We start from the raw sequence: 21,412 nt of genomic DNA on the forward strand, positions 1-21,412 counted from the left end.
GGCGTTGATTGGTGGCAGGATCCGATCATCAACCTCGCGGAACAGAAGGGTTGGTCGAAGGAGCGGATCCACGTCGAACGATTCACCGCGAAAGTGCCGCCGGCGGCGCTCGACAAGGTTTTCGAATTCAAGATCGCCAGCACCGGAGCCGTGTATAAAATCCCCGGCGACAAGACGGTCACCGCCTTCCTCGAGGAGCAGGGCGTGAAGATTCCCACGTCCTGCGAACAAGGCATGTGCGGAACCTGCAAGGTTCAGGTCCTCGAAGGCGAGGTGGATCATCGCGACAAGCATCTCTCCGATCAGGAAAAGGCGGAGGGCTTTTTCCTGGCCTGCGTGTCGCGAGCGAAGAGCGATCTGCTGGTGTTGAATTTGTAAACGTCGCCCGCGGCCGCCGTACGCCATTTCTGCGCGGCGACGTAATGTTCGCGAATCGGCTTTGCCGAGCCCGCAGGCGCTTCCATGCGGCAAAGGTTGCAGGGCGACGCGAGGATGATTCGCTTGCCACAAGCGCTTGGCGTGAATTGCGCCTTCTGACGCAACAGCAAAGCGTTTTTGGCATCGGTCCCATAGTGCGCCGCAGCGTCAGTCTCGCCTGGAGCGCCTTGCAGATGATGCGGGAACGGGACGTCGTCTGTCGCGAAACTCTAAAATCTGTATATCCCGCCAACCGGTTAGAGCCGCGCTTGGCGCCAATCCGAAGGCCAAGCGCGGGACCTGTCATCGGCGCGTGAGCAAGTTGCTTTACGGTCAGGGACTGTTGGAAGACTGCCCCGCATTCGGCGGCAGGACCGCGCCTTGACCGTCGGCTTTTCGTCCGACCGACGGCGACAGCGGCCGGACATTTTTCGACCCACTTGAAAAGAATGGTTAACAAGGATTTCAATTTCGGCGGTTTTGAGCTTTGCTTTCGTTTCGCTGAGCGCAAGCAGGGAGGATAACGCCGTGTGTTCGGTAGATAGCGCGTTGCAAGACGAGTGCGTCAGCGTCGTTCAAAGACAGGACGACGAGGGCGCTTATATGATTCGGATCGGGACCCTTGAGACGATCGTCACAATTCGACTGCGCCGGACCTGGGGATCGCGCACGGCCTACCGCCTGAGTCACGCCATCAAGACGCCGCGCCAGCCGACTCCCTATTGGAGCTGCGCGCCGGAGGCGGAAACGCCAGGCGACGCGCTGCGCAAAGCGATCAGCGGCTTCACGATGCATTATCGCAAGGCCGTCGGCGAAGGCTATGCGCCGGCGGAAGACTGGCTGGTGCCCGCCGGCAGTTGAGCGTCGTCATTGCGGCGAGCGCAAGCGGCGATGCAGGGCGTGTTGGTTCCGGCGCGCGTCGCTTCGCTCGCAATGACGCGCTCGCCAGCGTCTGTCGCTGATCGAAACCCTGTCAGAGCGACAGGGCTGACGCGGTCGCGCCGCGATATGCGGCGCGCGAGTAGAGATCGGGATCGCCTGTGGCTTGACAGGCGCCTAGGGGGCCGCGAGGCGGTTCGATTGTCGGGCGAGTCGGGCGAAAAGATAGCTTGCGATCAGCCCAAGCGCCGCGAAGACGGCGACGACCAAAAACACGCGACTATGGCCCGTCGCCCCAGGCCATCGATCGAGCAGATAACCCATAAGCGGGCCCATGAATATGTCCGGCGCGTAGCCGATGACGGACACGAAGCCCACGGCGCTTCCCGTATGCTCCATCGGAATCCTGGCGTCCTGCATGATCGCGAAATACAGGGCGCGCAGCCCGAATATCCCGATGCTGACGAAGATCATCGTTGAGACGAACGCCCAGGCCATGCCCGCGCCAATCGCGCCGGATGCAAGCGCGGAACTGCCCGCTGCAAGCAGCGCGAAACAGCCGATCGTCATCATCGGCGCGCCGGTTCGCTCGGCGAGGTAGCCGACGCCAATAGCCGCAAAAGGCCGCATCCAGAGCGCAACGACGCCGATTCGCGCGGCTTCGACTTCATTCAGCGCAATGACTTGGTTGGCGTAGAGCGAAAAATCGTCGATGGCTTTGAACCCGACATAGGCGCATAGAATGATCGCCGCCTGAATCCAGACCGATGGCAGGGCGAGCACGCGGACGGCGCCGCTCATCGACATCGCCTCTTGCGACGGCGGCTTGCCCTTGGGCAACGCCGACCAGATGAGCAAGGCTGCTCCACAGGTCGCCGCAGACAACAGCAACACGACCTGCCGCAATGAGTCCGTCCGCTGCGCCAGAGTCGCTGTTTCGCGATCTTCCGGCAGCAGCGCCGCGAACAGGACGACCATGATCGACGCCATGACCGCCGCCAGAGCGCCGCGGCCGCCTTCGAGCAGGCCAAACGCGCGGCTCTGCGAATAGGCGAGTCCCCATTCGCGCGTGGCGCGGATCAAAGGCGCCCAGAACAAGGCGATCGTGGTGAGTCCCCAATAGGCGTAAAGAAGCGCCAACGTGGGCGCAGAGGGAATCGCCGCCATGACAAGCCCCCCGGCGGCGGTGGACGCCAAAGCGATGGTCAACATCGCGCGCGGCGGGAATCGATCTGCAAGCAAGCCGCCGAAAAGATACGCGGCCACCGCGACGACGCCATAAACCGAATAGGCGGCGCCGAGTTCAAAATTGGTCATCCCAAACACGTCGAGGAGCGTCGGCCGGAAGACACGCGCCAATACGAAAGGCAGCAGAAAAATCGATTCGCCTGCGATGATCAGCGCCGCAATCGCCAACGCGCGCTGCGGCGTTCGATCACGTCCAGACTGCAGCTCGCCTTTCGGCGGTCGGTCAGCGGATAATTCGGATGTCTGTTCCGGCGGGCTGCGTTGTTCTTGCGACGGCTCGTCTCCGTTCAATCCGGCGATCTGACATGCAGGCTCGAACTCTTAACGCAATGACAAAAATACATCCACCCTCCGCGCCGAGCCGCCGCGAGACCGTCTCTGACGGCGGCTTGCGATTCGTCGGGTCAAATTCTAGGTTGAAGACGCTTGCGGAGCTTGCCGGCAGGACCGCGACGCATAATGCGTTGGTAAGGATCAACCCTCCGTGACAGACGACGAATTCAATCTAACGCCGTCCCATCCGGCGTCCGCGACGCGCCCGGCGCAGGCCGTTCGGCAGGGGTCAATCTCGCAGGAGCAAAAGTCCAAGCTGGCGTTGCGCGTCACCGAATTCGTTGACGACCTTGTTTCTCAGGACGCCAATTCTCCCGAGTTCGGCCGGCGCGTCGATCAAATAATACATTTAGGTCGACGAGAAATTGCCGACGCGGCCGGACGCTCGAACCGTTTCCTGGACCGCCCAACCGAGGCAATGGAGGAAACGTCGGGGGTGGGCGCGGATCTTGTAGAGCTGCGTCGCGCAATCGAGGACCTCGATCCCTTCAAGCGCGGCAATCTGCTGGCCCCGCGCAAGCTCTTTGGCCTCATTCCGTTCGGCGACAATCTCCGACGCTACTTCAACGCCTATAAGTCGGCACAGAGCCATATCGGCGCCATTCTCGCGCGTCTGCAGAGCGGGAAGGACGAATTGTTGAGGGATAACGCCGCCATTGACGTCGAGCGGCAGAATCTTTGGGTCGCATTGGGCCGGGTCGAGCAGATGATCTTCGTGTCGCAGGCGCTCGACGACGAGCTCCAGAACCGCGCCGCGGTCTTTGACGCCAGCGATCCGGGCAAGGCCAAAGCCATCCGCGAGACGGCGCTGTTCTATGTGCGGCAGCGGACTCAGGATCTGATGACTCAAGCCGCGGTCAGCACGCAAGGCTACCTCGCGCTTGATCTCGTAAAAAAGAACAACATCGAATTGATCAAGGGAGTCGATCGCGCTTCGACCACAACGGTCGGTGCGTTGCGCACCGCCGTCACTGTCGCGCAGGCGTTATCGCACCAAAAGCTGGTGCTCGATCAGATCGCCGTTCTCAACACGACAACGGCGAACATCATCGACGGCACGGGTCAAATGCTGCGCGACAACACCGCGCAGACTCACCAGCAGGCGGCGAGCGCGACGGTTTCCATAGAAACGCTTCGTCGCGCCTTTCAGAACATCTACGACGTCATGGACAAAATCGACGCTTTCAAACTGCAGGCGCTCGACGGCATGAAGCAGACCGTAAGCGCGCTTGAAGCCGAGATCGACAGGTCCAAAGCCTATATCGCCGTCGTTCAAGGAGAGCGCAAAGACGCGACGGACGGCCGCGACGCGCATGCGCCGGGGTTGTTGGAAATTTTGGATTGAGACGACCCGCCGCAGGCGGTTCTGAAATCAGGCCTCACGCAGACTCAGCCGCAGCCTGAACAGCGTCGCAGGCGCATCTGGAAACGCGCTGCGCTTCCAGGAGATTGGCGAGAATGATCGAATTATTCCTTCAGGCGAACAACCTTCCGTTTAGCGTCGCCATCGCGTTGATGCTGCTGTTGGCGCTGGTTCAGCTCAGCGGTCTGGCCGACGTGATCGGGGGCGACGCGGACGTCGACGTGTCCGCGCCTGCAGCCATCGACGCGGGGCTTCTCTCGCTGGTCGGGCTCGGACGACTGCCGCTGCTGATGTGGCTGATGATGTTTCTGACGTCGTTCGGCTTGGTCGGTCTTGCCGGTCAGCAGTTGGTCGCGGCGCTTGCCGGAAGCGCGCTGAACGCCTGGGTCGCCGCAAGCGCCGCAGCGCTGATCGCGCTGCCCCTGACCGCTGTGCTTGCCCGTCCGCTCGCCAGGATCATGCCGCGCGACGAAACCACGGCGATCCATGTGAACGCGCTGGTCGGGCATGAGGCGGAAATTGTCATCGGCCGCGCCGCGACGAACAGCCCGGCGCGCGCGCGCGTCGTCGACGGCTTTGGGCAGACGCATTATGTGATGGTCGAGCCCGATGACGCCGGTCAGTCGTTCAGTCAGGGCGAGCGCATCCTGCTCGTTCGGTTCGAAAACGGTTTGTTCCGGGCGATCAGCCGGGGCGACAGCCGCTTGCCGCGGCTCGACTGACTTCCGGAAAATCGACGCGCCTCGCTCCGAATCCGATTTCCGCCGAGTCTAGCTTCAGCTAAACTTCATATCGGGCGTTGGCGGGATTGAAGATCCTGCGCCCGTAAAAATTTGGGGGATTTGATGCAAGAGCGATTGATCCAGATCGGCGTTTTCGCGGGCCTGATATTTGTTTTGCTTTTGACGTTCGGGTTGATCATCACGCGCCTCTACAAGCGGGCGACAAAGGAAATAGGATTCGTCCGGACTGGATTGGGCGGCGAGAAGGTCGTGATAAACGGCGGCGCGCTGGTCTTGCCCGTGCTGCACGAGACAATGCCGGTCAACATGAACACTGTGCGACTGGCGGTCGAGCGCAAGAATAACGACGCGCTCATTACGCTCGACCGCCTCCGCATCGACGTGAAGGCGGAATTCTATGTGCGCGTGCGTCCAGACGCGACCGCTATCGCAATGGCGGCGCAGACGCTTGGCGCGCGCACGATGCAGCCTCAAGCGCTCAAAGACCTCGTCGAAGGGAAGTTCGTCGACGCGCTGCGCTCCGTCGCGGCGGGCATGACAATGAACCAACTGCACGAACAGCGCGCCGAATTCGTGCAGAAGGTGCAGCAGGTGTCTTCGTCGGATCTCGCGATGAACGGCCTCGAACTGGAATCAGTCTCGTTGACCGGGCTCGACCAGACCTCGATCGAACATTTCAACGCCAACAACGCCTTCGACGCAGAGGGCCTGACGAAGCTGACCGAGCAGATCGAGCTGCGCAAGAAAGCGCGCAACGATATCGAGCAGGATACGCGCATTCAGATTGAGTCCAAGAATTTGGAAGCCGAGCGCCAGTCGCTTCAGATCAGGCGCGAAGAGGAGTTTGCGCGGCTCGAACAGACGCGCGAGATCGAGGTGCGCCGCGCCGAGCAGGCCTCTGAGGTTGCGCGCGAACAGGCGCTTCGCAACCGTGAGGCGGAGGAGGCGCGCATTCAGGCGAAACAGGAGGTCGACGCCAAACAGATCGAGGCGGATCGCGCGATCCAGGAGGCGAGAATCGCACAGCAGCAGGCGGTCGAACTCGCCCGTCAGGAGCAGCAGATCGCCATTCAGAACAAGAGTCGCGAAGAGAGTCAGGCCAAGGCTGAAGCCGACGCAGCGCGCGCCAAAGCCGTCGCCGCCGAAGAGCAGGTCGTGACCAGTCGCGAAACGGAAGTGGCTGAGCGCGTCAAGCGGATTGAACTGATCGAGGCCGCGAAAGAGGCTGAGCGTCAGGCGATCTCGATCAAGGTCGAGGCCGAGGCGGAGAAGGAAGCCGCCGCCAACCGCGCCGCCGCGGCGCAGCTTGTCGCTGAGGGCGAGGCTGAGGCGGAGAAGCTGCGGGCGGAAGCCGCCCGCGTGCGCTTCGAAGTGGAGGCGGCAGGCCAGCGCGCGGTCAACGAGGCCGCGAACCTTTTGTCGTCCGATCAGGTCTCCTTGCAGATGAAGCTCGCGCTGCTCAAGGTCTTGCCGGAGATCGTCCGGGAGTCCGTGCGGCCGATCGAGGCGATCGATTCGATCAAGATCGTGCAGGTCGACGGCATTTCGCAGAACGGCGGCGCGGCAAAGGCCGGCAACGGCGGTTTGGGCAACGGGGGCTCCGGCAATCTCGCCAATGACGCCGTCGCCGCTGCATTGGCCTATCGCGCGCAAGCCCCGATCATTGACGGCCTCATGAAGGAGTTGGGGCTCTCCGGCTCCTCGCTGGCGGCGCTGGTCGAGGGCGCGGCGAAGAAGGAGCCCGTCGACTCGAGCCTCGATATGTGACAGCCGAAACGCTCGGGTCGGTGTCGCGCATGATCCGGCGCGCCCGGTCGAGCGTTGTCGGAAACGAAAGACGCCGACGGTCCTGCCGCAGGCTTTTCATTTCTCCCGACAAATCTATTTATGCGGATGTTTGGGTCGGCCCAGCGCGTCACACGTTCTTCGAACGTCCGTCGCCGGCGTCCGCGCGACGACGTGCAGGCCAAGGAGTTCGTCCATAGGAGGGGAGACAGGAATGCGCTCTATTCTCATCGCGTTTGCGGCAGCCGGACTTTTTGGGCTGTTCCTGAGCGTATCGCCGGCAAACGCCGCGCCGGCGAGCGCCGCCGGCGTCCAAGAGGCGATCGCGGCGGCGTCCGGCGTTCAGGAGGCAAGGTGCCGTCTCTACCGACGCTGCTGGCACGGCTATTACAGCGGGCGGCGCTGCCGCACGTGGCGTCGATGCTGGCGGTGGTAGGCTGACCCGCTCTTCGCGCCGCTCTTGGTTGCGGCCGCATGGCGGCCTTTCACGTCTTGGACGGGGTGGCCTTTGAGGCCGCCCCGTCCGTCGTCGTTTTGCGCAAAGCATTTGTAATAGGCCGTTGAGCGAATGTTGCGTATCGCGCAGCTGTGCACGTTCGAGAGATCGGCGCGCGTTCGATAAAGACTATAGGGGTGAATCAGATATCGCCCGGACCCGTCGACGAAATTGACGAATCGATCGATCTCGCCCTCGACCGCGCGGTCGGAATCGATGATCGCGCGTCTGAGCTTATCGCCATCGACGGTATTCTCCGGCAATTGATCGAACGGGCCGTCGAAATATGTGTTGAAGCGCGAATTGCCTGCGTGCGCGCCGATCAGGATCAGACGATCCAGCCGATGATCGCGGTAGAAAGCAAAACCAGTGCGGCGGCCGATAAGAAGTCGATCGGCGCGCTTCAATTCCAGTAGTTCATCGGCGGGGAAGCGCTCGTCCAGAATATAGTGGAAGACCTTCAGTTTTGAGTTGTAGAGAAGGAAAAACCTGACGCCCGATTCATCGATGATCGGCCCGATGAATTCCTCGTTCGGGCCGACCGCATTCGCGGCCGGCTGCACGCCCGACAAATCTTCGAGCGCAAATGTGACGCTCTTTGCGCCGTGAGACACGCGATAAACAAGGGGAGCGATCCGCTCGACCGCCACGCTGCGCGAGGCGTCGAGAATCGTATGATGGGCTCTACCCTGATCCGCCCACGCGCTGAGGTCCTGATAATATTCGAAACGGATCTTGCCTTTGTCGCGCTCGGCCGCCGGCAGACGGATGTTGCCCGAATAGCGGCTCCCATTGAGAAAGAAGCTGAAATAGTAATAGTTCTCGGTCGGATACACCCGGACGCGGTCAGGGAGCGCGCCGAGAACGAAGGCGAAGACGGCGACAGGGTCGTCGATGTCGAACTCAGTCCTGCGGGTCACGTCTTCGATCAATGTTTCGTTTGCATAGAGCCGGGGAGGGCGCACATCTTGCGCGGCCGCGATCCCTGCCGCCATCGGCGCGATGAGCCACAGCAGTCCCCTGACCGATCCGGTTCTCGTCATGACCGCCTTTCCTTCCGCTGAGCGCGAAGCGTCTCAGGCGAATTTAGGGCTTTTGAGCGGTCGATCGCAGGATGCTCCGCTTTCGACCTTGTCTCCCAGTTCGGCCATGTCGCGTGCGCTGCAGCGAATCGACGTCTCAGGTCTCGCGAACGTCGGACGTCGATGATACAGCGCATGCACAAGGCGCGCGATGGAGGCCGCCGACAGGCGGGGAGGCCTTTGTCTCCGCCTCTCGATCGGGTCTCTGCCATGCGCTAAGCTTCGCTGACTGATGGTTCGCCAAATCCTGCGGCTCAATCAATGGCTTCATCGACGTCTCACGCCCTTGGATGGGGAAACCTCGATGTCGCAATCGAATTCGCGAATGTGGACAGCAGCGTCGCGCATTGCAGAGCGACGCCACGGCCTTGTCCTGCAATGATGGGATCGGATGGATGAAGATTTTTGGCGCGCGCGGGCTTGCGACGAAAAAAGATCCACAAGACCAGGCCCTCCTGGATTTCGCATTGCGGACGATCATCGTTTTGTTGATCTGCATCGGCGTGATCGTGCTCTGGCGACTGACGGAAGCGATCATCGCGGCCTTTGCATCCGTCGTCGTCGCGGTGGCTTGGCGCGGGGCGGCGCGTCCGATCACGGAGCATTTCAAACTGCCGCCAGGGCTGTCGCTGCTTGCGGTCGCGATCATCATCGTAAGCGGCGTCGGCCTGGCGACGATCCTGTTCGGAAACCATCTCCTCAAGCAATATGACGATCTTGCGCAGGACATCCCCGCCGCTCTCAGCGTCATCAAGGAGAGCGTCGAAGCCCATCCCTGGGGACGTTTTCTCGAACATTTCGTCGCGGGCGTCGATCTGTCGAAAGCGACGGCGCCGCTGGCGATGCAATTTGCGTCGTTCATTGGCTCGCTGGGCCGCGTGCTCGCGTTAACGGCGTTCATTTTTCTCGGCGCCGCATATCTCGCGGTTGATCCGGACCGTTACGTCGAAGGCCTGGTCGCGCTTGCGCCGGATCGCCGAAAGGCCGAGCTAAGCCGATTTCTCAACAAATCGGCGACAATGCTTCGTCGATGGTTGTCGATCCAGCTTTATGTCGTCGTGCTGAACGCCGGTCTCGTCGGCGTCGGGCTCTGGTTTACGGGCGTCGATGCGCCCATTGCGCTGGCGACGATCAGCGGCGCGCTGGCCTTCATTCCTTACTTCGGCTCGATCGTCGCGATCGTTATCGGCGCCTTGGCGGCGTTGCCGCAAGGTTTGTCCGCCGTGCTGTTCGCCGCCGGCGTGATCGGCGCCGCGAGCTTTGTCGAAGGCTATCTGATCACGCCTTATCTGCAGAGCGAGGCGCTGGTCTTGCCGCCGGTGACTCTCCTGTTCTTCATGCTGGCGTTGGGAACTCTGTTTGGCGTGATGGGCGTCGTTCTCGCTGTTCCGGCCACAGTGGTGTTGGCCTCGGCGTTCGATGTGCTGACCGAGAACGAAAAGCCGCAGGAAACGAGCGCCTGAGCCCGAACATGCAAAGCTGGCCGGCGCAGCGGACTGCGCTCTCTCCGGCCGGTCTTAAGGCCGCCGAAACGAAAAAGCGAAGAAGCTCGCGCGCTGAATTCGATGACGGTCTCGCGCGTAACGCTTGTCCGCCCAGAGCTATTTCGCCTCGTCTGATCTGTCGTCGTCGGTTCGCGGCGTGCTGCGCGAGGCGTGTCCGCCCTTCTTTCCCGCTTGCGCCGCGAGCTGCCGGTCGACAGAAAAACTGCGTTTCGCCGCGCTGACGGCGAGACCGCCCTTGCGCCCCGCGTTTGACGCCAGCTGGGGATCCTTGGCGAAACTGCGTCGATCGCTGGGAACGCTCTTTCCGCCCTTGCGCGCGATCTCACGTTGCCGCTCGGGCGACATTGATGCGAAACCCCTCCGTGATTTGCCCGCCGCTGGAACCGTATTCATCAATCGCGCTCCAATTTCGTTTGCTCGACAATTCAGAAGAAGCGAACCCAGACCCGCGAGCCCCGAATCCGAGTTGGCCGGAGTCATTTTTTGTCGAGATCAAGCTGCTGCCAAGCTGGTAATCTTACGTAGAATTTGCCTTTTTTCGCGCGATCGGAATCGATCATGCGCCCTGTCGAAAGAAATGCTGAACGGATTTGCCGGCGGGCCGATAGTCCTGGCGCTGGCATGCGACAGCAAACTCTGCGTCGCGGCCGCAAAAGAATGGCGACCCGGTTTGGGCGCTGGTAAAACGCCGCAATCGATGGCTATGTCGGTTCGCGCTTGCGGCGTACGGCCGGTCAATCGATGATCGAGGGCCGCCGGACGTTTTCCATCGGCTCAATAGGGTCGCTTCGGTGAATCAAGCAGGTCCCGATCTCGTCAGCGTCAGTCGCGAAGAGCTCGAACGTCTGCGCGCGATCAGTCGGGCCGCCACGACACTCGTCCACGACATCAATCAGCCGCTGACGGCGGCAATCGCCTATCTCAGGGCGGCGCAACGCTTCACGGGCGCGGCGCCAAAGGACGCCAGCGCGCGAATGGCCGAAACGCTCGATAAGACCGCAACGCAGATTTTGCGCGCCGGGCAGGTCGTGCAAGCGCTCAGCGAATTCGTTGCGCATGGCAAATCCGAAGAGAGGCGTTAAATCGCTGATCGACCAGACGCTTTTCTCCCGTCGTCCGACAGCCGTCTGACGCCGGCGTCGCGATCGGCAGGCCGTTGGCGGAAGCGGATGATTGCGCTCTGGCCGACCGGGTTCAGGCCACTGAAGATTTTGCAATGCGATAAGATTCTTTTGGCGCCTCGCGCGCAAATGTGTCGACGCGCATGATGAGCGGACTCGGACTAAGGCCAAGTCCAAAGGGCGCGCTATATCCCTATGTGATCTTCCTTGCGAAGGCGAGAATTCAGCGGATGACCGCGGGTAAGGTCTATATCGTAGACGACGATCCGGCCGTCCGTGACGCGCTACAGCTTTTGCTCGAAGCCGAAGGCTATGTCGTAACCAGCTTTCCTTCCGCGCCGGCTATGCTTCTGTCGGTAGGGCCGGAAAGCGCCGGGTGCATCGTCGCCGACGTTCGTATGCCGGAGGTGAGCGGACTCGATCTGCTCGTTGAGCTCAAGAACCGAAATCTCGGCTTGCCGATCATTATCATCACGGGCCACGGCGACGTGCCGCTCGCGGTCGAAGCGATGAAGCGCGGCGCCGTCGATTTCCTGGAGAAGCCGTTTGACGACCAGGCGCTGTTCGCGGCCGTCAAACGCGCGCTCTCCAAGCACGAGGCCGTGCAATCGCGTCAAGCGGAAGAGCGGCAGATGTCCGAACGACTCGCGACGTTGACCAAGCGCGAGCGTGAAATTCTTGAAATGCTCGTGGACGGCCGCTCGAACAAGGTCATTGCGCATGATCTCGGAATCAGCGTGCGCACTGTGGAAGCGCATCGCGCCAACGTCATGACGAAAATGCGCGTCAAAAATCTGGCGGAACTTGTCAGAATGTTCCTCGATGGTCGGAGCATTCTGGCTCCGACGCGCAAACCCGCCGAACGCCGCGCCCGCAAGCCTGGTCCGTCAGGCGTGCGCCGCGGCTAGATTCGCTTGCGCATCCAAATTCGGACATGCTCGGCACAAGAGAATGAGATTGTCTCGCGGGCCTGACCTTTCAGGCGAGGGACCTTCGGCGGGAGGAGCGCAGCTATGACGCAGTCGGCGCGACGCGTTCTGGTCGTCGATGACGATAAAGACGTCGCCGACAGCTTGGCGATGTTGGTCGGGCTCTTGGGATGCGAGGTTCGAACGGCCTATAGCGGAGCCGCCGCCGTCTCGCTTGTTTCGGAGTTTCAGCCGACCATCGTCTTCCTGGACCTCGGCATGCCGGACATGAACGGCTACGAAACCGCGCGTCGCATTCGCGCCGCGCCGGACGGCCGGCAGGCGGAGCTTGTCGCGCTCAGCGGCTGGGGACAGGACGAAGACAGAGAGCGGACCCGCGCGGCCGGGTTCGACCGCCATCTGGTCAAGCCGGCGGATATCGACGCATTGCAGGAGATCCTCGCCGCGGGCGCGCCGGACTTGCGGAAAGACTGATCGGCATGGCGTGGCTCGCTTGCGCGCCGCCCCGACGCACGTCGATCAGATCATCCGCTATCCGGGAAGAAGGCCGATTCGCTCCAGCAGCCAATAGAGCCCGGCGACCGCAATCAGCGCGGACACCACGTAAACGAGTTTCTCGCTTCGCTTCCCGCCGGTCTGCTTGTCGATGACGAACAGGATCGGCATCACCGCGAAGACAATGGCGATCTGGCCAAGCTCGACGCCGATGTTAAAGGCCGCGAGCGCGGGCACCACGCCTCCTTGCGGCACGCCCATTTCGGTCAGCGCGGAGGCGAAGCCGAATCCGTGGATGAACCCGAAGAAGAAGGTGTTGCGCCAGCGATTGTCGACGTCGCGCGAGAAGAAGTTTTCGACGGCGACGAAAATGATCGAGGCGGCGATCAGCGCTTCGACCAGGTTCGAGGGAAGCGTCACGATGTTGAGCGCCGCAAGCGACAGCGTGATCGAGTGGGAAATGGTGAAGGCCGTGACGATTTTGACGACCGGCCAGATGCGGGTCGCCCAGAGAATGAGGGCGAACAGGAAGCACAAATGATCGTAGCCGGTGACAATATGCTCGACGCCGGCCTTGAGAAACTTCCACATCAGCTCTGCGGTCGTCTCCATCGGCTTTGAAAGATCGAGCGGGGGATCTTCCGGGTAGAGCATGGTCTCGCCGGCGTTTTCGGTTCCCTCGAGGGTCACCAGGTGCTTTCCCTTTGCGCCTTGCGCCGCGAGGAGCTTGGTGGCGTCGTAAAAGAGCGTTCCGGTCGTTCCGCCGCAATCGAAACGCACGGCAATGAGCGCGCTGTCCTGATTCGTCGGGTCCTCGCCGGATTTGACGACATTCGCGACGCAGGCGCGGCCGGTGGCGTCGCGCATCGCGACCCGCTTCTCGACGAATTTTCCGATTTCGGTTTCGAGCGCTCCCGGCGCCGAGAGGTCGACCCCGGCGCGTTCGCTCATCGTGTCCTGAAACATGCGTTCGAGGTCGGTGGCGAGAAAGCCGACGTCGATCATGTAGATTCGATTGTCTTTCGGAACGATCTTGCCCGTCGAGATGTCGGGCGTATGCGCCGCAGCCGGGGCCGCGAGACCGACGCAAAACAAGATGGCGGCGACAATTCTGAAAACCCCGGTCATGCGTGCTCCCCTTCGTCCTGGCCGCGCAACATGCCAAACGAGGCTGCGGCGGACAAGGCAGCGGAAGCTGAAGCGTTGTTCGGCGCAGCATTCCCTGCGCGCCATGGCGCCTAACTGTTTTTCGCACGTAAGGGATCCCCCGGGCCGGGTGTCCGCTCGGGGCGCGCGGGGTCCGGCGCGGAGGCTTGGCCAGTTCGTCGTGGGGGGAACGCGGCCGGGCCGCCGGCACTTCGGCGACCGCGACTCTACGAGGCCCCGCACACTGTCCGGCGTCCGCGACGCTCGACGGCGTCAGCGCCAAACCAGCGAACCGCCGCGGCAATGGCGACCGCCGCCGGACGCGTTTGATAGTTGAGCTCTCGACGCGCTTTGGAATCGTCGACGAACATGCGGACCGTTGAAAGCCGTAAACTGTCGCGATTGAGAAACGGCTCCGATCCGACGAACCGCGCGCGGATTTCATTGGCGTAAGCAAGCGGGATGAGCGGCCAGTAAGGCAGTTTCACCAATGGCGGCGCACGCCCGCTAACGCGCGAAATCTCGATCAGCAGTTCTTGGAGGGTCAAATTCTCGCCCCCCAGAATGTAGCGCTCGCCGATTTCTCCATATCTCAACGCCGCCACGTGGCCGGCGGCGACATCCTCCACATGAGCGATGTTAAGGCCGGTGTCGACATATGCCGGGATGCCGCCCCGCAGCGCCTCGGCCACGATGCGTCCTGTCGGCGTCGGCTTCAAATCGCCGGAGCCGAGCGGCGCGGAAGGGCAGACGATGACCGCCGGCAGACCGTGATTCTTGACGAGCTCTTCGACGAGCCTCTCGGAGAGGATCTTGCTGCGCTTATATGCGCCGACCGCCCGCTCCGGCGACAGGCGGTTTTGCTCGGTGCAGGGGGCGTCGCCTTCGGGCGCCAGCGTGGCGACGCTGCTGGTATGCACGATTCGCTTCACGCCGGCGCGAAACGCCTCGCGCATCACGATCTCCGTTCCCCTTACGTTGACGCCCATCACGCGCTCGGGATCCGGCGTCCAGAGCCGATAGTTCGCGGCGAGATGGAAGAGAACGTCGGTTCCGGCCATGGCGCGGCGCACGCTGGCCACGTCGGTGACGTCGCCTTCGGCGATCTCACAGGACGCGGGAATATTGTCGCGCGGACTCGCCTTTCGCACGAGCGCACGGACATCAAAACCGTCCGCGAGAAGCTTTCTGACGACTGCGCCGCCGATGAAACCGCTTGCGCCCGTCACCAGCGCTCGTTCGCCCGCCGCCATGTCGCCCGCCTGAAATAGGATTTCGTCCCCGTCGTCGCGCCCCGCACGCCTGACGTGAACCCAATTATATGGATGACTGCGACGCCGAAAAGGCAGACGCCGCAACAGTTTGGCCAAAGTTTACGCTGATCGGGGGCGGTTCGGAAAGCGCGAATCGGGTCATGGATGGAATGACGGCCCGCATCTGAACGCTGCGTCGCGCGAAGGAAGCGCGAGTGAATTCAGTTGCGAGAATCTGACATGCGGCCGGCGCGCTGCGCCTCGCGCTTTCCCGGCGCGGAACAATCAGCCGGGCGGCGGGCCGCCCTGGGTTATTGCGGCGCCTTGGCGGGGACCTTGCGCGGCCATCTGGCGCTGGCTAAAAATGCGCGGCGAAAGCCTAAGAGAGAATGGTTCGGGGACTGCTCGCGCGCCTATGCGGCCCGTGCGTCAGATCGAGCAGCCCTCGGCCGAAAAAATTCCAGGATCGCCATCTCCGGTTCGCTCCGCTCTTCACTCCAGGACGGCGGCGGCCGAGTGTCGGGCCGCTTCCCGCAGCGACAGGCAAATCCGCATGCCCTTCTCGAAATTGAGCCGCGCCCAGAAGCGCGCGGCCTTGAATGAACTCCGGCAGGCGCTTTTTCAGCACGATCTCTGGTACGAGAACTTCAACCGAACCATCATTTGCCGCCAGGTTCCGGACGAACGGGACCTTCGGGAAGACGCCAACCGCCGATGGCCGCTGGGACAGTGGCTGCATGGCGCCGGCGCGAACCAACTGGGCGCGCATCCGAGTTTTTCCCAGATTTTGGCCGTGCACGAGCTGATGCACCGCCACGCGGCGATCGTTCTGCGAACGTCGTCAGAACGCCGGTCCATCGCCCTCGACGATTATGAATTGTTCCTGTCGGCCCTCAAGCAGGTGCGCGCGCAACTGGTTTCCATCAAGCACGAACTCGAGGAATTGCTTCGTGACCGCGATCCGTTGACGGGCGCGGGGAACCACGCCGCGATGGTGGCGACCTTGCGCGAACGACAGGCGCTGGCGCCCAAAGCCACCTGCCTCGCGATGATGGACATCGATCACTTCAAGGAGGTGAACGACACCTATGGCCACACGCTTGGCGATGAATTTCTCGTTCAATATGCGGAATTCGTCATGTCCCACTTGCGGCCGCATGACGAGTTTTTTCGATTTGGCGGCGAGAAATTCCTCTATTGCGCCGCCGATGCGGACCTGCGGCAAGGCCGCGCAATCGCCGAGCGGTTGCGGGAAGGCTTGTCGAACAGGGAATTCTTCGTCGAAGGCTATTTGCCGCTCACGGTGACCGCGTCCTTCGGCCTCACGCCGCTCGACGCTTCCGTTCCGGTCGAACAATCGATCGAGCGCGCGGACGAGGCTTTGCGCGCGGCCAAAGCCGCCGGGCGAGATCGGATCGCGACGTGGCGGGCGCCTGACTAAAGAGGGCCCAACGCCGGACCAGGCGAGGCTTGCCCGACTGGCTAGGCGCTCAGACGCGCGGTGGCCAAAGACCTTCGTTTGAACGGCGCCAACTCGGCGCGGCCATCGTCTCCGGCGACGGCGAGCGCGCACGATGACGCCTCAAGGCTCGCTTCTGCGCGCACATGACGCTACGCGCTGAGATGGACGTGCTATACATAAGCGACATGAGCGAGATCGAGCTGAAATTTCTGCTGGACAAGAAGAAGTCGAGCGAGATCTGGGCGCGCGCCAAAGCCTCGAAGCTGACCCGCGACGCGCCAATCACCAGGACGCTGAGAAGCATTTATCTCGATACGCCCGAGCACGCCCTGAAAAAGGCCGGGATTGCGCTGCGGCTCCGCCGCGATGGGCGCCGCTGGATCCAGGGCGTCAAAACCGGACGGACGCTGCATGGCGGCCTGTCGCAAGGCGGCGAGCTGGAGACCCCGGCGCCTGGCGGACGCGTGTGTCTTGACGCCATTCCGGATCCGGCGGTCAGGGAGGCGATCGTTGACCGCGTCAATGGCGCGCTGCTCCAGCCCGTCTGCGAAACGGTGATCAAGCGCAGCACGGGCGAACTGACGCTTGCCGACGGCACGCGCGCGGAACTCGCCGTCGACGTCGGCGAAGTTCGCGCTGGCGAACGCTCCGCTGAACTCTCCGAGCTGGAAATCGAACTCCTCGACGGCAACGCAAGCGGACTGTTCGACATTGCGAGCATTCTGGTTCCCGAAGGCGGGCTGCGATTCTCCCGGCTGTCGAAAGCCGCGCGCGGCTATCTGTTGGCGGAAGAGGGGCGGATCGACGTCCCGCTTGCGCCGCGCACCGCTGAGAACGTGGCGCTTGATCCGAGCCAGACCGCCGAGCAAGCGGCGCGCGAAGTTTTGCGAGAGTGCCTCGACCAAATCGCGACCAATGTTCTGGTCGTTCGCCAGATGGACGATATCGAAGGGCCGCACCAGCTGCGGGTCGGCCTGCGGCGGTTGCGTAGCGCCTTTTCCGTCTATGCGCCGGTCTTGCGCAGCCCGGCGATGAAGCGGCTCGACGCAGAGGCGCGTTGGTTCGGCCGGGAGGTCGGCGCTCTGAGAGACCTCGACGTCGTGGCGAACGATATGGCGCGGCGCGAGGCCGAGAGACATCCCGACGAGCCAGAACTTTCCGCGCTCGCCGATTTGGTCGTTCGGCAAGCGCAAGAACGCCGCGCGCTGCTGCGCAAACTCCTCGAGGGCGCCCGCGCGCAGGCGTTTCTCATCGATCTCGCGCGCTTCGTCGAAACGCGCGGCTGGCTGGCGCCTCTGGATTTCGGCCAGACGGAGCGGCTCGGGACTCCGATTGCGACGCTGGCGCGCCAGTCGCTTGCGAAGCGCTGGAAACGCGTCGCGCAACACGCTCACGGACTTGAGACGCTTTCGGTGGAGCAGCGTCACGAATTGCGCAAGCAGCTCAAGAAGCTGCGCTACGCCGTCGAGTTCTTCTGTTCGCTGTTTCCGACGAAACGCGTCGATCCGTTTCTGAAGCGGCTGAAAAAGCTGCAGACCGTTTTCGGCGATCTCAATGACGCCGCGACGCTGAAAACCATGTTCACGGGGGCGGATGTGCCCGGCGCCGGCGATCCGTCGATCCAGCGCGCCATCGGCTGGATGGTCGGCGCCAGCCAGGCGCGCGCCGAGTTCGGCTGGATCGGCGCCAAGGACCTTTGGAAAGACCTCGAACGCGTCCGCCCCTTCTGGCGGTGACGAGCGCGCGCATGTCAGAGTCTGGGCGATCGCGTCGCCGCCGTCCAAACGGCCCATTGATATAACAGGCGTTTTCGGCGCGCCGAGCGCGCGTTCGGAAGCGTCGCCTTAGCCAGCTATATTGGGGTCTTCGCACGCAACGCGAAGGGCCAACGCCTTGATGGCGCGGAGCAACATTTTGCCTCTGCAAGCGCCTATCGCGAGAGCCACTCGAGGAATCCGCCATGTTCAAGCGTCTGATCGAAAACTATATTTTCTTTACACGCTGGTTGTTGCTTCCCTTCATATTTATGCTTGGCGTCGGTTTGGTCGGCATGGCCCTGACGGCGGCAAACAGCACCTATCATCTAATTCAGATGATTTTCTCGGAAAATGGCTCGAATATCAAAATCCATTTGCTTGAATTGGTTGATCTTACGCTGATTTCTGCTCTTGTTGTGATCGTCACGATTTCGATTTATGGAAATTTCGTTTACAAGATCAACGATAGAGAAGACTTGGGCCGGCCAGCCTGGATGGCCTCAGTCGATTTCTCGCAGCTGAAGTTGAACCTGCTCACAACGATTGTCGTGATCTCGGCGGTCAGGCTTCTCGAAGTATTTCTCGAAGTACCCAAGTTGTACGACAGCGAAGTCTATCATTATATTGCGTTGCACTTAACTTTGGTCTTTTCTCGCCTGGCGATGGCTTATTCGCCGAAGAATGCCGCCAAGGAATGAGCGGCATCCTGCGCGCATTGATGCGGCGCCCGGCGCTTCGACATCGAGATTCGGGTTTCGGCGTCGACGCGCGCGCGTCGCGTGCGATCGTCCGTTCAAGCGACGAACCGCGCCGAAGCCGGGTTCGGCTGGAACGATGCGACACATTGAGCGTTCCTCTTGCGATAAGGAACGCGCAGTGAAACAGCGAGACTTTCTTGTCACGCTCAAGTCAAAGCGGCGCTCCTGTGGAGAACAGTATGCGCAAATCCCTTTTGGCGCTTCCTAGCGCGGCCGCACTCGTCCTGGTCTCGTCGATCCATGTCTTCGCTTCGCCCGTCGTGGGGCACGGAGGCGTGCTCAGGGCGTTGGAGGACGCGTCTATCGTCGAGCAGGCTCGGGTGTTCTGTTACAATCGCTACACCGGCCGCTTTCTCCATTGGGGGCGCTGCGCGCGTCGTCATGTGCGCCATCACGCGCGTCCACGCGTCTATTGTTACAATCGTCGCACGGGACGCTTCCTGCACTGGGGTCATTGCTAAAGCAGCGTCGCAATTGCGCGGCGCGCGGCTCAAAATTGTTCGCCGACACGGGGATCGCGCCGACGCCACGCCGGCGCATCGACTCAGCTGCGCGCTGTTGGGATGCGTTTAATCTCGATCGAGCGCAGCTTCCAGATCGCTCAGAAGGTCGCGAATGTCGGCGGGCAACGGCTCGGCGACGGTTCTCGCGAATGAAAATTGCAGCTGCTTGCCGATTTTTTCGAGGGCGACGACGGGCTGACCTTCAATTTCGCCATCGAAAACGGCCCGCCATTCGTTTGATCCAAGCTGTTTCATGATGTGACGCCCCCGCTTCAGGCGCTAACCTCTCGGCGGCGGTTTCGTTCCACAATTTCTCTGAAAATCGGTCCAATCATTTGACGCCGTCGACGCGCCTGGGCCAGCGGCGTGATTTGCGCCGTGAGGGCGCGCAAATCATATGTCTCCTTCCCGATCGGGGCTTTCGCGCCGTCGTTTCAGCTTGGTCAATAAGGCCGTCACCTTCTCAGGCGTTTACAGTTTTGCCGAGCTCGGTTCTGAGCCGCTTGCCAATCTCTTCGAGCCCGGCGTCGGAGCGCGCTCTCGCTTCGCGGTCGACCGCTTTTCGCCAGTCTTCCCTCGCCTTGTTCGACATGGCGATCCTCCCGAATAGAGAGGGAACTGCGTCTCGGCGGTGGTGTTCCAACAAAGGCTTGAAAAATAGATGGTTAGCGTAAGTTGAGCGGTTGGCGCCCGTCAGGCGCCAAACATCGGTCGCCGCAGATAGGTTCCGCCTCATGGCTCGCGCGACTATTCAGCATCGGCCAGACATCAGGGAGAAGGCGAACCGACCTCTCCGTCAGATCGTGGCCGAAGCTGAAGCGCGCGCCTCGCCGATCGCTCGCGCTTGGCGCAGGTTCGCGGCGTAGACGACGATTGCTGGGCTATGCCGGCGCCACCGTGTGAACATGCACATCATGGCCGCCATTGCGCTCCATGGCGTCCAATGCGGCGCGTTCATGGTCGTCAGTCCATGTCCGCGCCCACAGCAGCAAGCCTCCGCGCGCCAATTGCGCTTGCGCCCAATTGCGCTGACGACGCTGAACGAGCTTGATGACGCCAATGCCGATCAGGCTGGCGACCATCCCGGCGGCGATGCCGGCAAAAATCGCCTCGGCGAAACTGCCACGGATGGTCCAGACGGCGATGGCGCCGGCGATAGCGCCGACGTAGAACAGCAGGCCGATGAGCGAGGCTTTGCCCTCGTTGAGCGACTCGGTTTCGATATAGGAGATGCGCGGCGCCTCGTCGCTGTCCTCGATCTCCGTCGAGCTTTTCGTTCCGACTTTTTCGCGCGCCGCATCGTCTTCGGCGAGCAGGCTGATTTGAGAGCGGTCGAACCCGTGGGTGAGCAGGTCGTCAATGGCGGACTGCAGCTTCTCCACCGAGTCGAACAGGCCGACGACTTCGCTGAATTCGCGGCGCTGTTCAAGCGTGTTTGTTTCGTTCGGTTCCATGGCGTTCCTCCGAAAGCTCAGCACTCTTGAATCGAAGTCGGCCTTCGCGCGCTCCTGACTTTTTTGACCATCGTTCGCGAGACGGCCGCTGCTTGCAGCGCAAGCATGACGCCGTTTACCGGCTTCGACAAGATCCGTTCGCCATATCCCCAACCGCCATCGATGTTGCGCGGCGCGCACGACATGACGCGTCGCGGCAAATTCCATCGGGAGGGTGGGTCAAGGGCGGCGTGCATCGACTGATGATCATCCGGGCTGGGCGCTTATCGGGTTTCCACCGTCAACTGTTCGATCTGTCCCTGGAAGGGGAAGGGCGTTTTGTAATCCGTCGATACGGCGGAGACAGTGTCGCGGCCGATGTCGAAGGGCTCGACGCTGTAGCGGAAGGGCACCGTCTTGCCGACGACGCCGTGTGCCGTCTCTTTGCCATTGACGAGGATTTTGACATTGGCCGGCTTGCCCGGTCCCGGCTCCGTCGGGGCGACCTCGACCCGAACGCTCGACTTGCCCTTCGGCAGAGGCTCGGACGACTGAACCTTTGCGTGATCGACGTCGATGAAGTTGTAATAGAAGGTCGGCTTGCCGTCCTTCACATAGAAGGACCAGCCCGAGGTGACGCCGCCGATCGCCGCGAGGACGCCGTCCGCGCCGTCTTCGCCGACCAAGACGTCAGCGGTGACCGC

The 21,412-nt window shown here is 62.0% G+C and carries 20 protein-coding genes and 1 pseudogene; 13 read left to right on the plus strand and 8 right to left on the minus strand.

The genetic code is table 11. The annotated features are described in order from the left end of the window. Positions 1-378, plus strand: a 378-nt coding sequence (locus AB7F41_RS14875) for a 2Fe-2S iron-sulfur cluster-binding protein (RefSeq protein WP_428406634.1), incomplete at its 5' end; no start/stop codon positions are given. A 642-nt stretch (positions 379-1,020) separates the two neighbouring features. Then, on the plus strand, positions 1,021-1,278 hold the full coding sequence (locus AB7F41_RS14880; RefSeq protein WP_428385623.1) for a hypothetical protein: 258 nt from the start codon (positions 1,021-1,023) through the stop codon (positions 1,276-1,278). Between the two features lie 195 nt (positions 1,279-1,473). On the opposite strand, the gene AB7F41_RS14885 is transcribed toward AB7F41_RS14880, so the two are convergent. Then, positions 1,474-2,712 (minus strand): MFS transporter, encoded by a 1,239-nt coding sequence (locus tag AB7F41_RS14885; RefSeq protein ID WP_428385625.1) that lies wholly within the window; start codon positions 2,710-2,712, stop codon positions 1,474-1,476. Between the two features lie 316 nt (positions 2,713-3,028). On the opposite strand from AB7F41_RS14885, the gene AB7F41_RS14890 reads away from it, so the two are divergent. From AB7F41_RS14890 to AB7F41_RS14900, 3 genes are all read left to right on the plus strand, one after another. Next, positions 3,029-4,222 carry a toxic anion resistance protein gene (locus tag AB7F41_RS14890; protein WP_428385627.1) on the plus strand — a complete coding sequence of 398 codons (1,194 nt, stop codon included), beginning with the start codon at positions 3,029-3,031 and terminating at the stop codon, positions 4,220-4,222. A 113-nt stretch (positions 4,223-4,335) separates the two neighbouring features. After that, positions 4,336-4,962 (plus strand): OB-fold-containig protein, encoded by a 627-nt coding sequence (locus AB7F41_RS14895; RefSeq protein WP_428406635.1) that lies wholly within the window; start codon positions 4,336-4,338, stop codon positions 4,960-4,962. Positions 4,963-5,085: 123 nt separating this feature from the next. Further along, positions 5,086-6,750, plus strand: a complete 1,665-nt coding sequence (locus AB7F41_RS14900; RefSeq protein WP_428385983.1) for a flotillin family protein — start codon at positions 5,086-5,088, stop codon at positions 6,748-6,750. Positions 6,751-7,155: 405 nt separating this feature from the next. Here AB7F41_RS14900 and AB7F41_RS14905 read toward each other — a convergent pair whose 3' ends face one another. Further along, the gene (locus AB7F41_RS14905; RefSeq protein ID WP_428385985.1) at positions 7,156-8,307 is read right to left on the minus strand and encodes a hypothetical protein; all 1,152 of its coding nucleotides are present in this window, start codon (positions 8,305-8,307) and stop codon (positions 7,156-7,158) included. 434 nt (positions 8,308-8,741) lie between these two features. Here AB7F41_RS14905 and AB7F41_RS14910 point away from each other — a divergent pair, with 434 nt between their 5' ends. Beyond that, positions 8,742-9,809 (plus strand): AI-2E family transporter, encoded by a 1,068-nt coding sequence (locus AB7F41_RS14910; protein ID WP_428385986.1) that lies wholly within the window; start codon positions 8,742-8,744, stop codon positions 9,807-9,809. 138 nt (positions 9,810-9,947) lie between these two features. Here AB7F41_RS14910 and AB7F41_RS14915 read toward each other — a convergent pair whose 3' ends face one another. Next, positions 9,948-10,196, minus strand: coding sequence for a general stress protein (locus AB7F41_RS14915; protein WP_428406636.1), 249 nt, complete (start codon positions 10,194-10,196; stop codon positions 9,948-9,950). A gap of 446 nt (positions 10,197-10,642) precedes the next feature. Between AB7F41_RS14915 and AB7F41_RS14920 the strand changes: the two genes are divergently transcribed. The 3 genes from AB7F41_RS14920 to AB7F41_RS14930 all read left to right on the plus strand — a co-directional run bounded on the left by AB7F41_RS14920 (position 10,643) and on the right by AB7F41_RS14930 (position 12,375). After that, on the plus strand, positions 10,643-10,933 hold the full coding sequence (locus tag AB7F41_RS14920; RefSeq protein ID WP_428384594.1) for a histidine kinase dimerization/phospho-acceptor domain-containing protein: 291 nt from the start codon (positions 10,643-10,645) through the stop codon (positions 10,931-10,933). Between the two features lie 269 nt (positions 10,934-11,202). Next, the gene (gene fixJ, locus AB7F41_RS14925; protein ID WP_428384591.1) at positions 11,203-11,880 is read left to right on the plus strand and encodes a response regulator FixJ; all 678 of its coding nucleotides are present in this window, start codon (positions 11,203-11,205) and stop codon (positions 11,878-11,880) included. Positions 11,881-11,985: 105 nt separating this feature from the next. After that, entirely contained in the window at positions 11,986-12,375 is a 390-nt protein-coding gene (locus AB7F41_RS14930) for a response regulator (protein WP_428384589.1), read from the plus strand. A 57-nt stretch (positions 12,376-12,432) separates the two neighbouring features. Here AB7F41_RS14930 and AB7F41_RS14935 read toward each other — a convergent pair whose 3' ends face one another. Together AB7F41_RS14935 and hpnA are read right to left on the minus strand one after the other, a co-directional pair. Then, the gene (locus AB7F41_RS14935; RefSeq protein ID WP_428384587.1) at positions 12,433-13,524 is read right to left on the minus strand and encodes a HupE/UreJ family protein; all 1,092 of its coding nucleotides are present in this window, start codon (positions 13,522-13,524) and stop codon (positions 12,433-12,435) included. 245 nt (positions 13,525-13,769) lie between these two features. Beyond that, entirely contained in the window at positions 13,770-14,795 is a 1,026-nt protein-coding gene (gene hpnA / locus AB7F41_RS14940) for a hopanoid-associated sugar epimerase (protein WP_428384585.1), read from the minus strand. Between the two features lie 553 nt (positions 14,796-15,348). Between hpnA and AB7F41_RS14945 the strand changes: the two genes are divergently transcribed. The 4 genes from AB7F41_RS14945 to AB7F41_RS14960 all read left to right on the plus strand — a co-directional run bounded on the left by AB7F41_RS14945 (position 15,349) and on the right by AB7F41_RS14960 (position 19,233). Beyond that, positions 15,349-16,236: a diguanylate cyclase gene (locus AB7F41_RS14945; protein ID WP_428384584.1), complete on the plus strand. Its 888-nt coding sequence runs from the start codon at positions 15,349-15,351 to the stop codon at positions 16,234-16,236. A gap of 164 nt (positions 16,237-16,400) precedes the next feature. Next, complete coding sequence (locus AB7F41_RS14950) at positions 16,401-17,993, plus strand: CHAD domain-containing protein (protein ID WP_428406637.1); 1,593 nt, start codon at positions 16,401-16,403, stop codon at positions 17,991-17,993. 224 nt (positions 17,994-18,217) lie between these two features. Continuing rightward, on the plus strand, positions 18,218-18,712 hold the full coding sequence (locus AB7F41_RS14955; protein WP_428384580.1) for a YqhA family protein: 495 nt from the start codon (positions 18,218-18,220) through the stop codon (positions 18,710-18,712). 239 nt (positions 18,713-18,951) lie between these two features. Next, positions 18,952-19,233 (plus strand): hypothetical protein, encoded by a 282-nt coding sequence (locus AB7F41_RS14960; RefSeq protein WP_428384579.1) that lies wholly within the window; start codon positions 18,952-18,954, stop codon positions 19,231-19,233. A 108-nt stretch (positions 19,234-19,341) separates the two neighbouring features. Here AB7F41_RS14960 and AB7F41_RS14965 read toward each other — a convergent pair whose 3' ends face one another. The 3 genes and pseudogenes from AB7F41_RS14965 to AB7F41_RS14975 all read right to left on the minus strand — a co-directional run. Continuing rightward, positions 19,342-19,530 carry a hypothetical protein gene (locus tag AB7F41_RS14965; protein WP_428384577.1) on the minus strand — a complete coding sequence of 63 codons (189 nt, stop codon included), beginning with the start codon at positions 19,528-19,530 and terminating at the stop codon, positions 19,342-19,344. A 626-nt stretch (positions 19,531-20,156) separates the two neighbouring features. Next, a complete protein-coding gene (locus tag AB7F41_RS14970; protein WP_428384573.1) occupies positions 20,157-20,729 on the minus strand; it encodes a hypothetical protein in 573 nt (190 codons plus the stop codon). 263 nt (positions 20,730-20,992) lie between these two features. Further along, a pseudogene (locus AB7F41_RS14975) lies at positions 20,993-21,412 on the minus strand (arylsulfatase); the annotation flags it as partial.

The sequence above is a fragment of the Methylocystis sp. genome (assembly GCF_050251305.1).
GTDB lineage: Bacteria > Pseudomonadota > Alphaproteobacteria > Rhizobiales > Beijerinckiaceae > Methylocystis.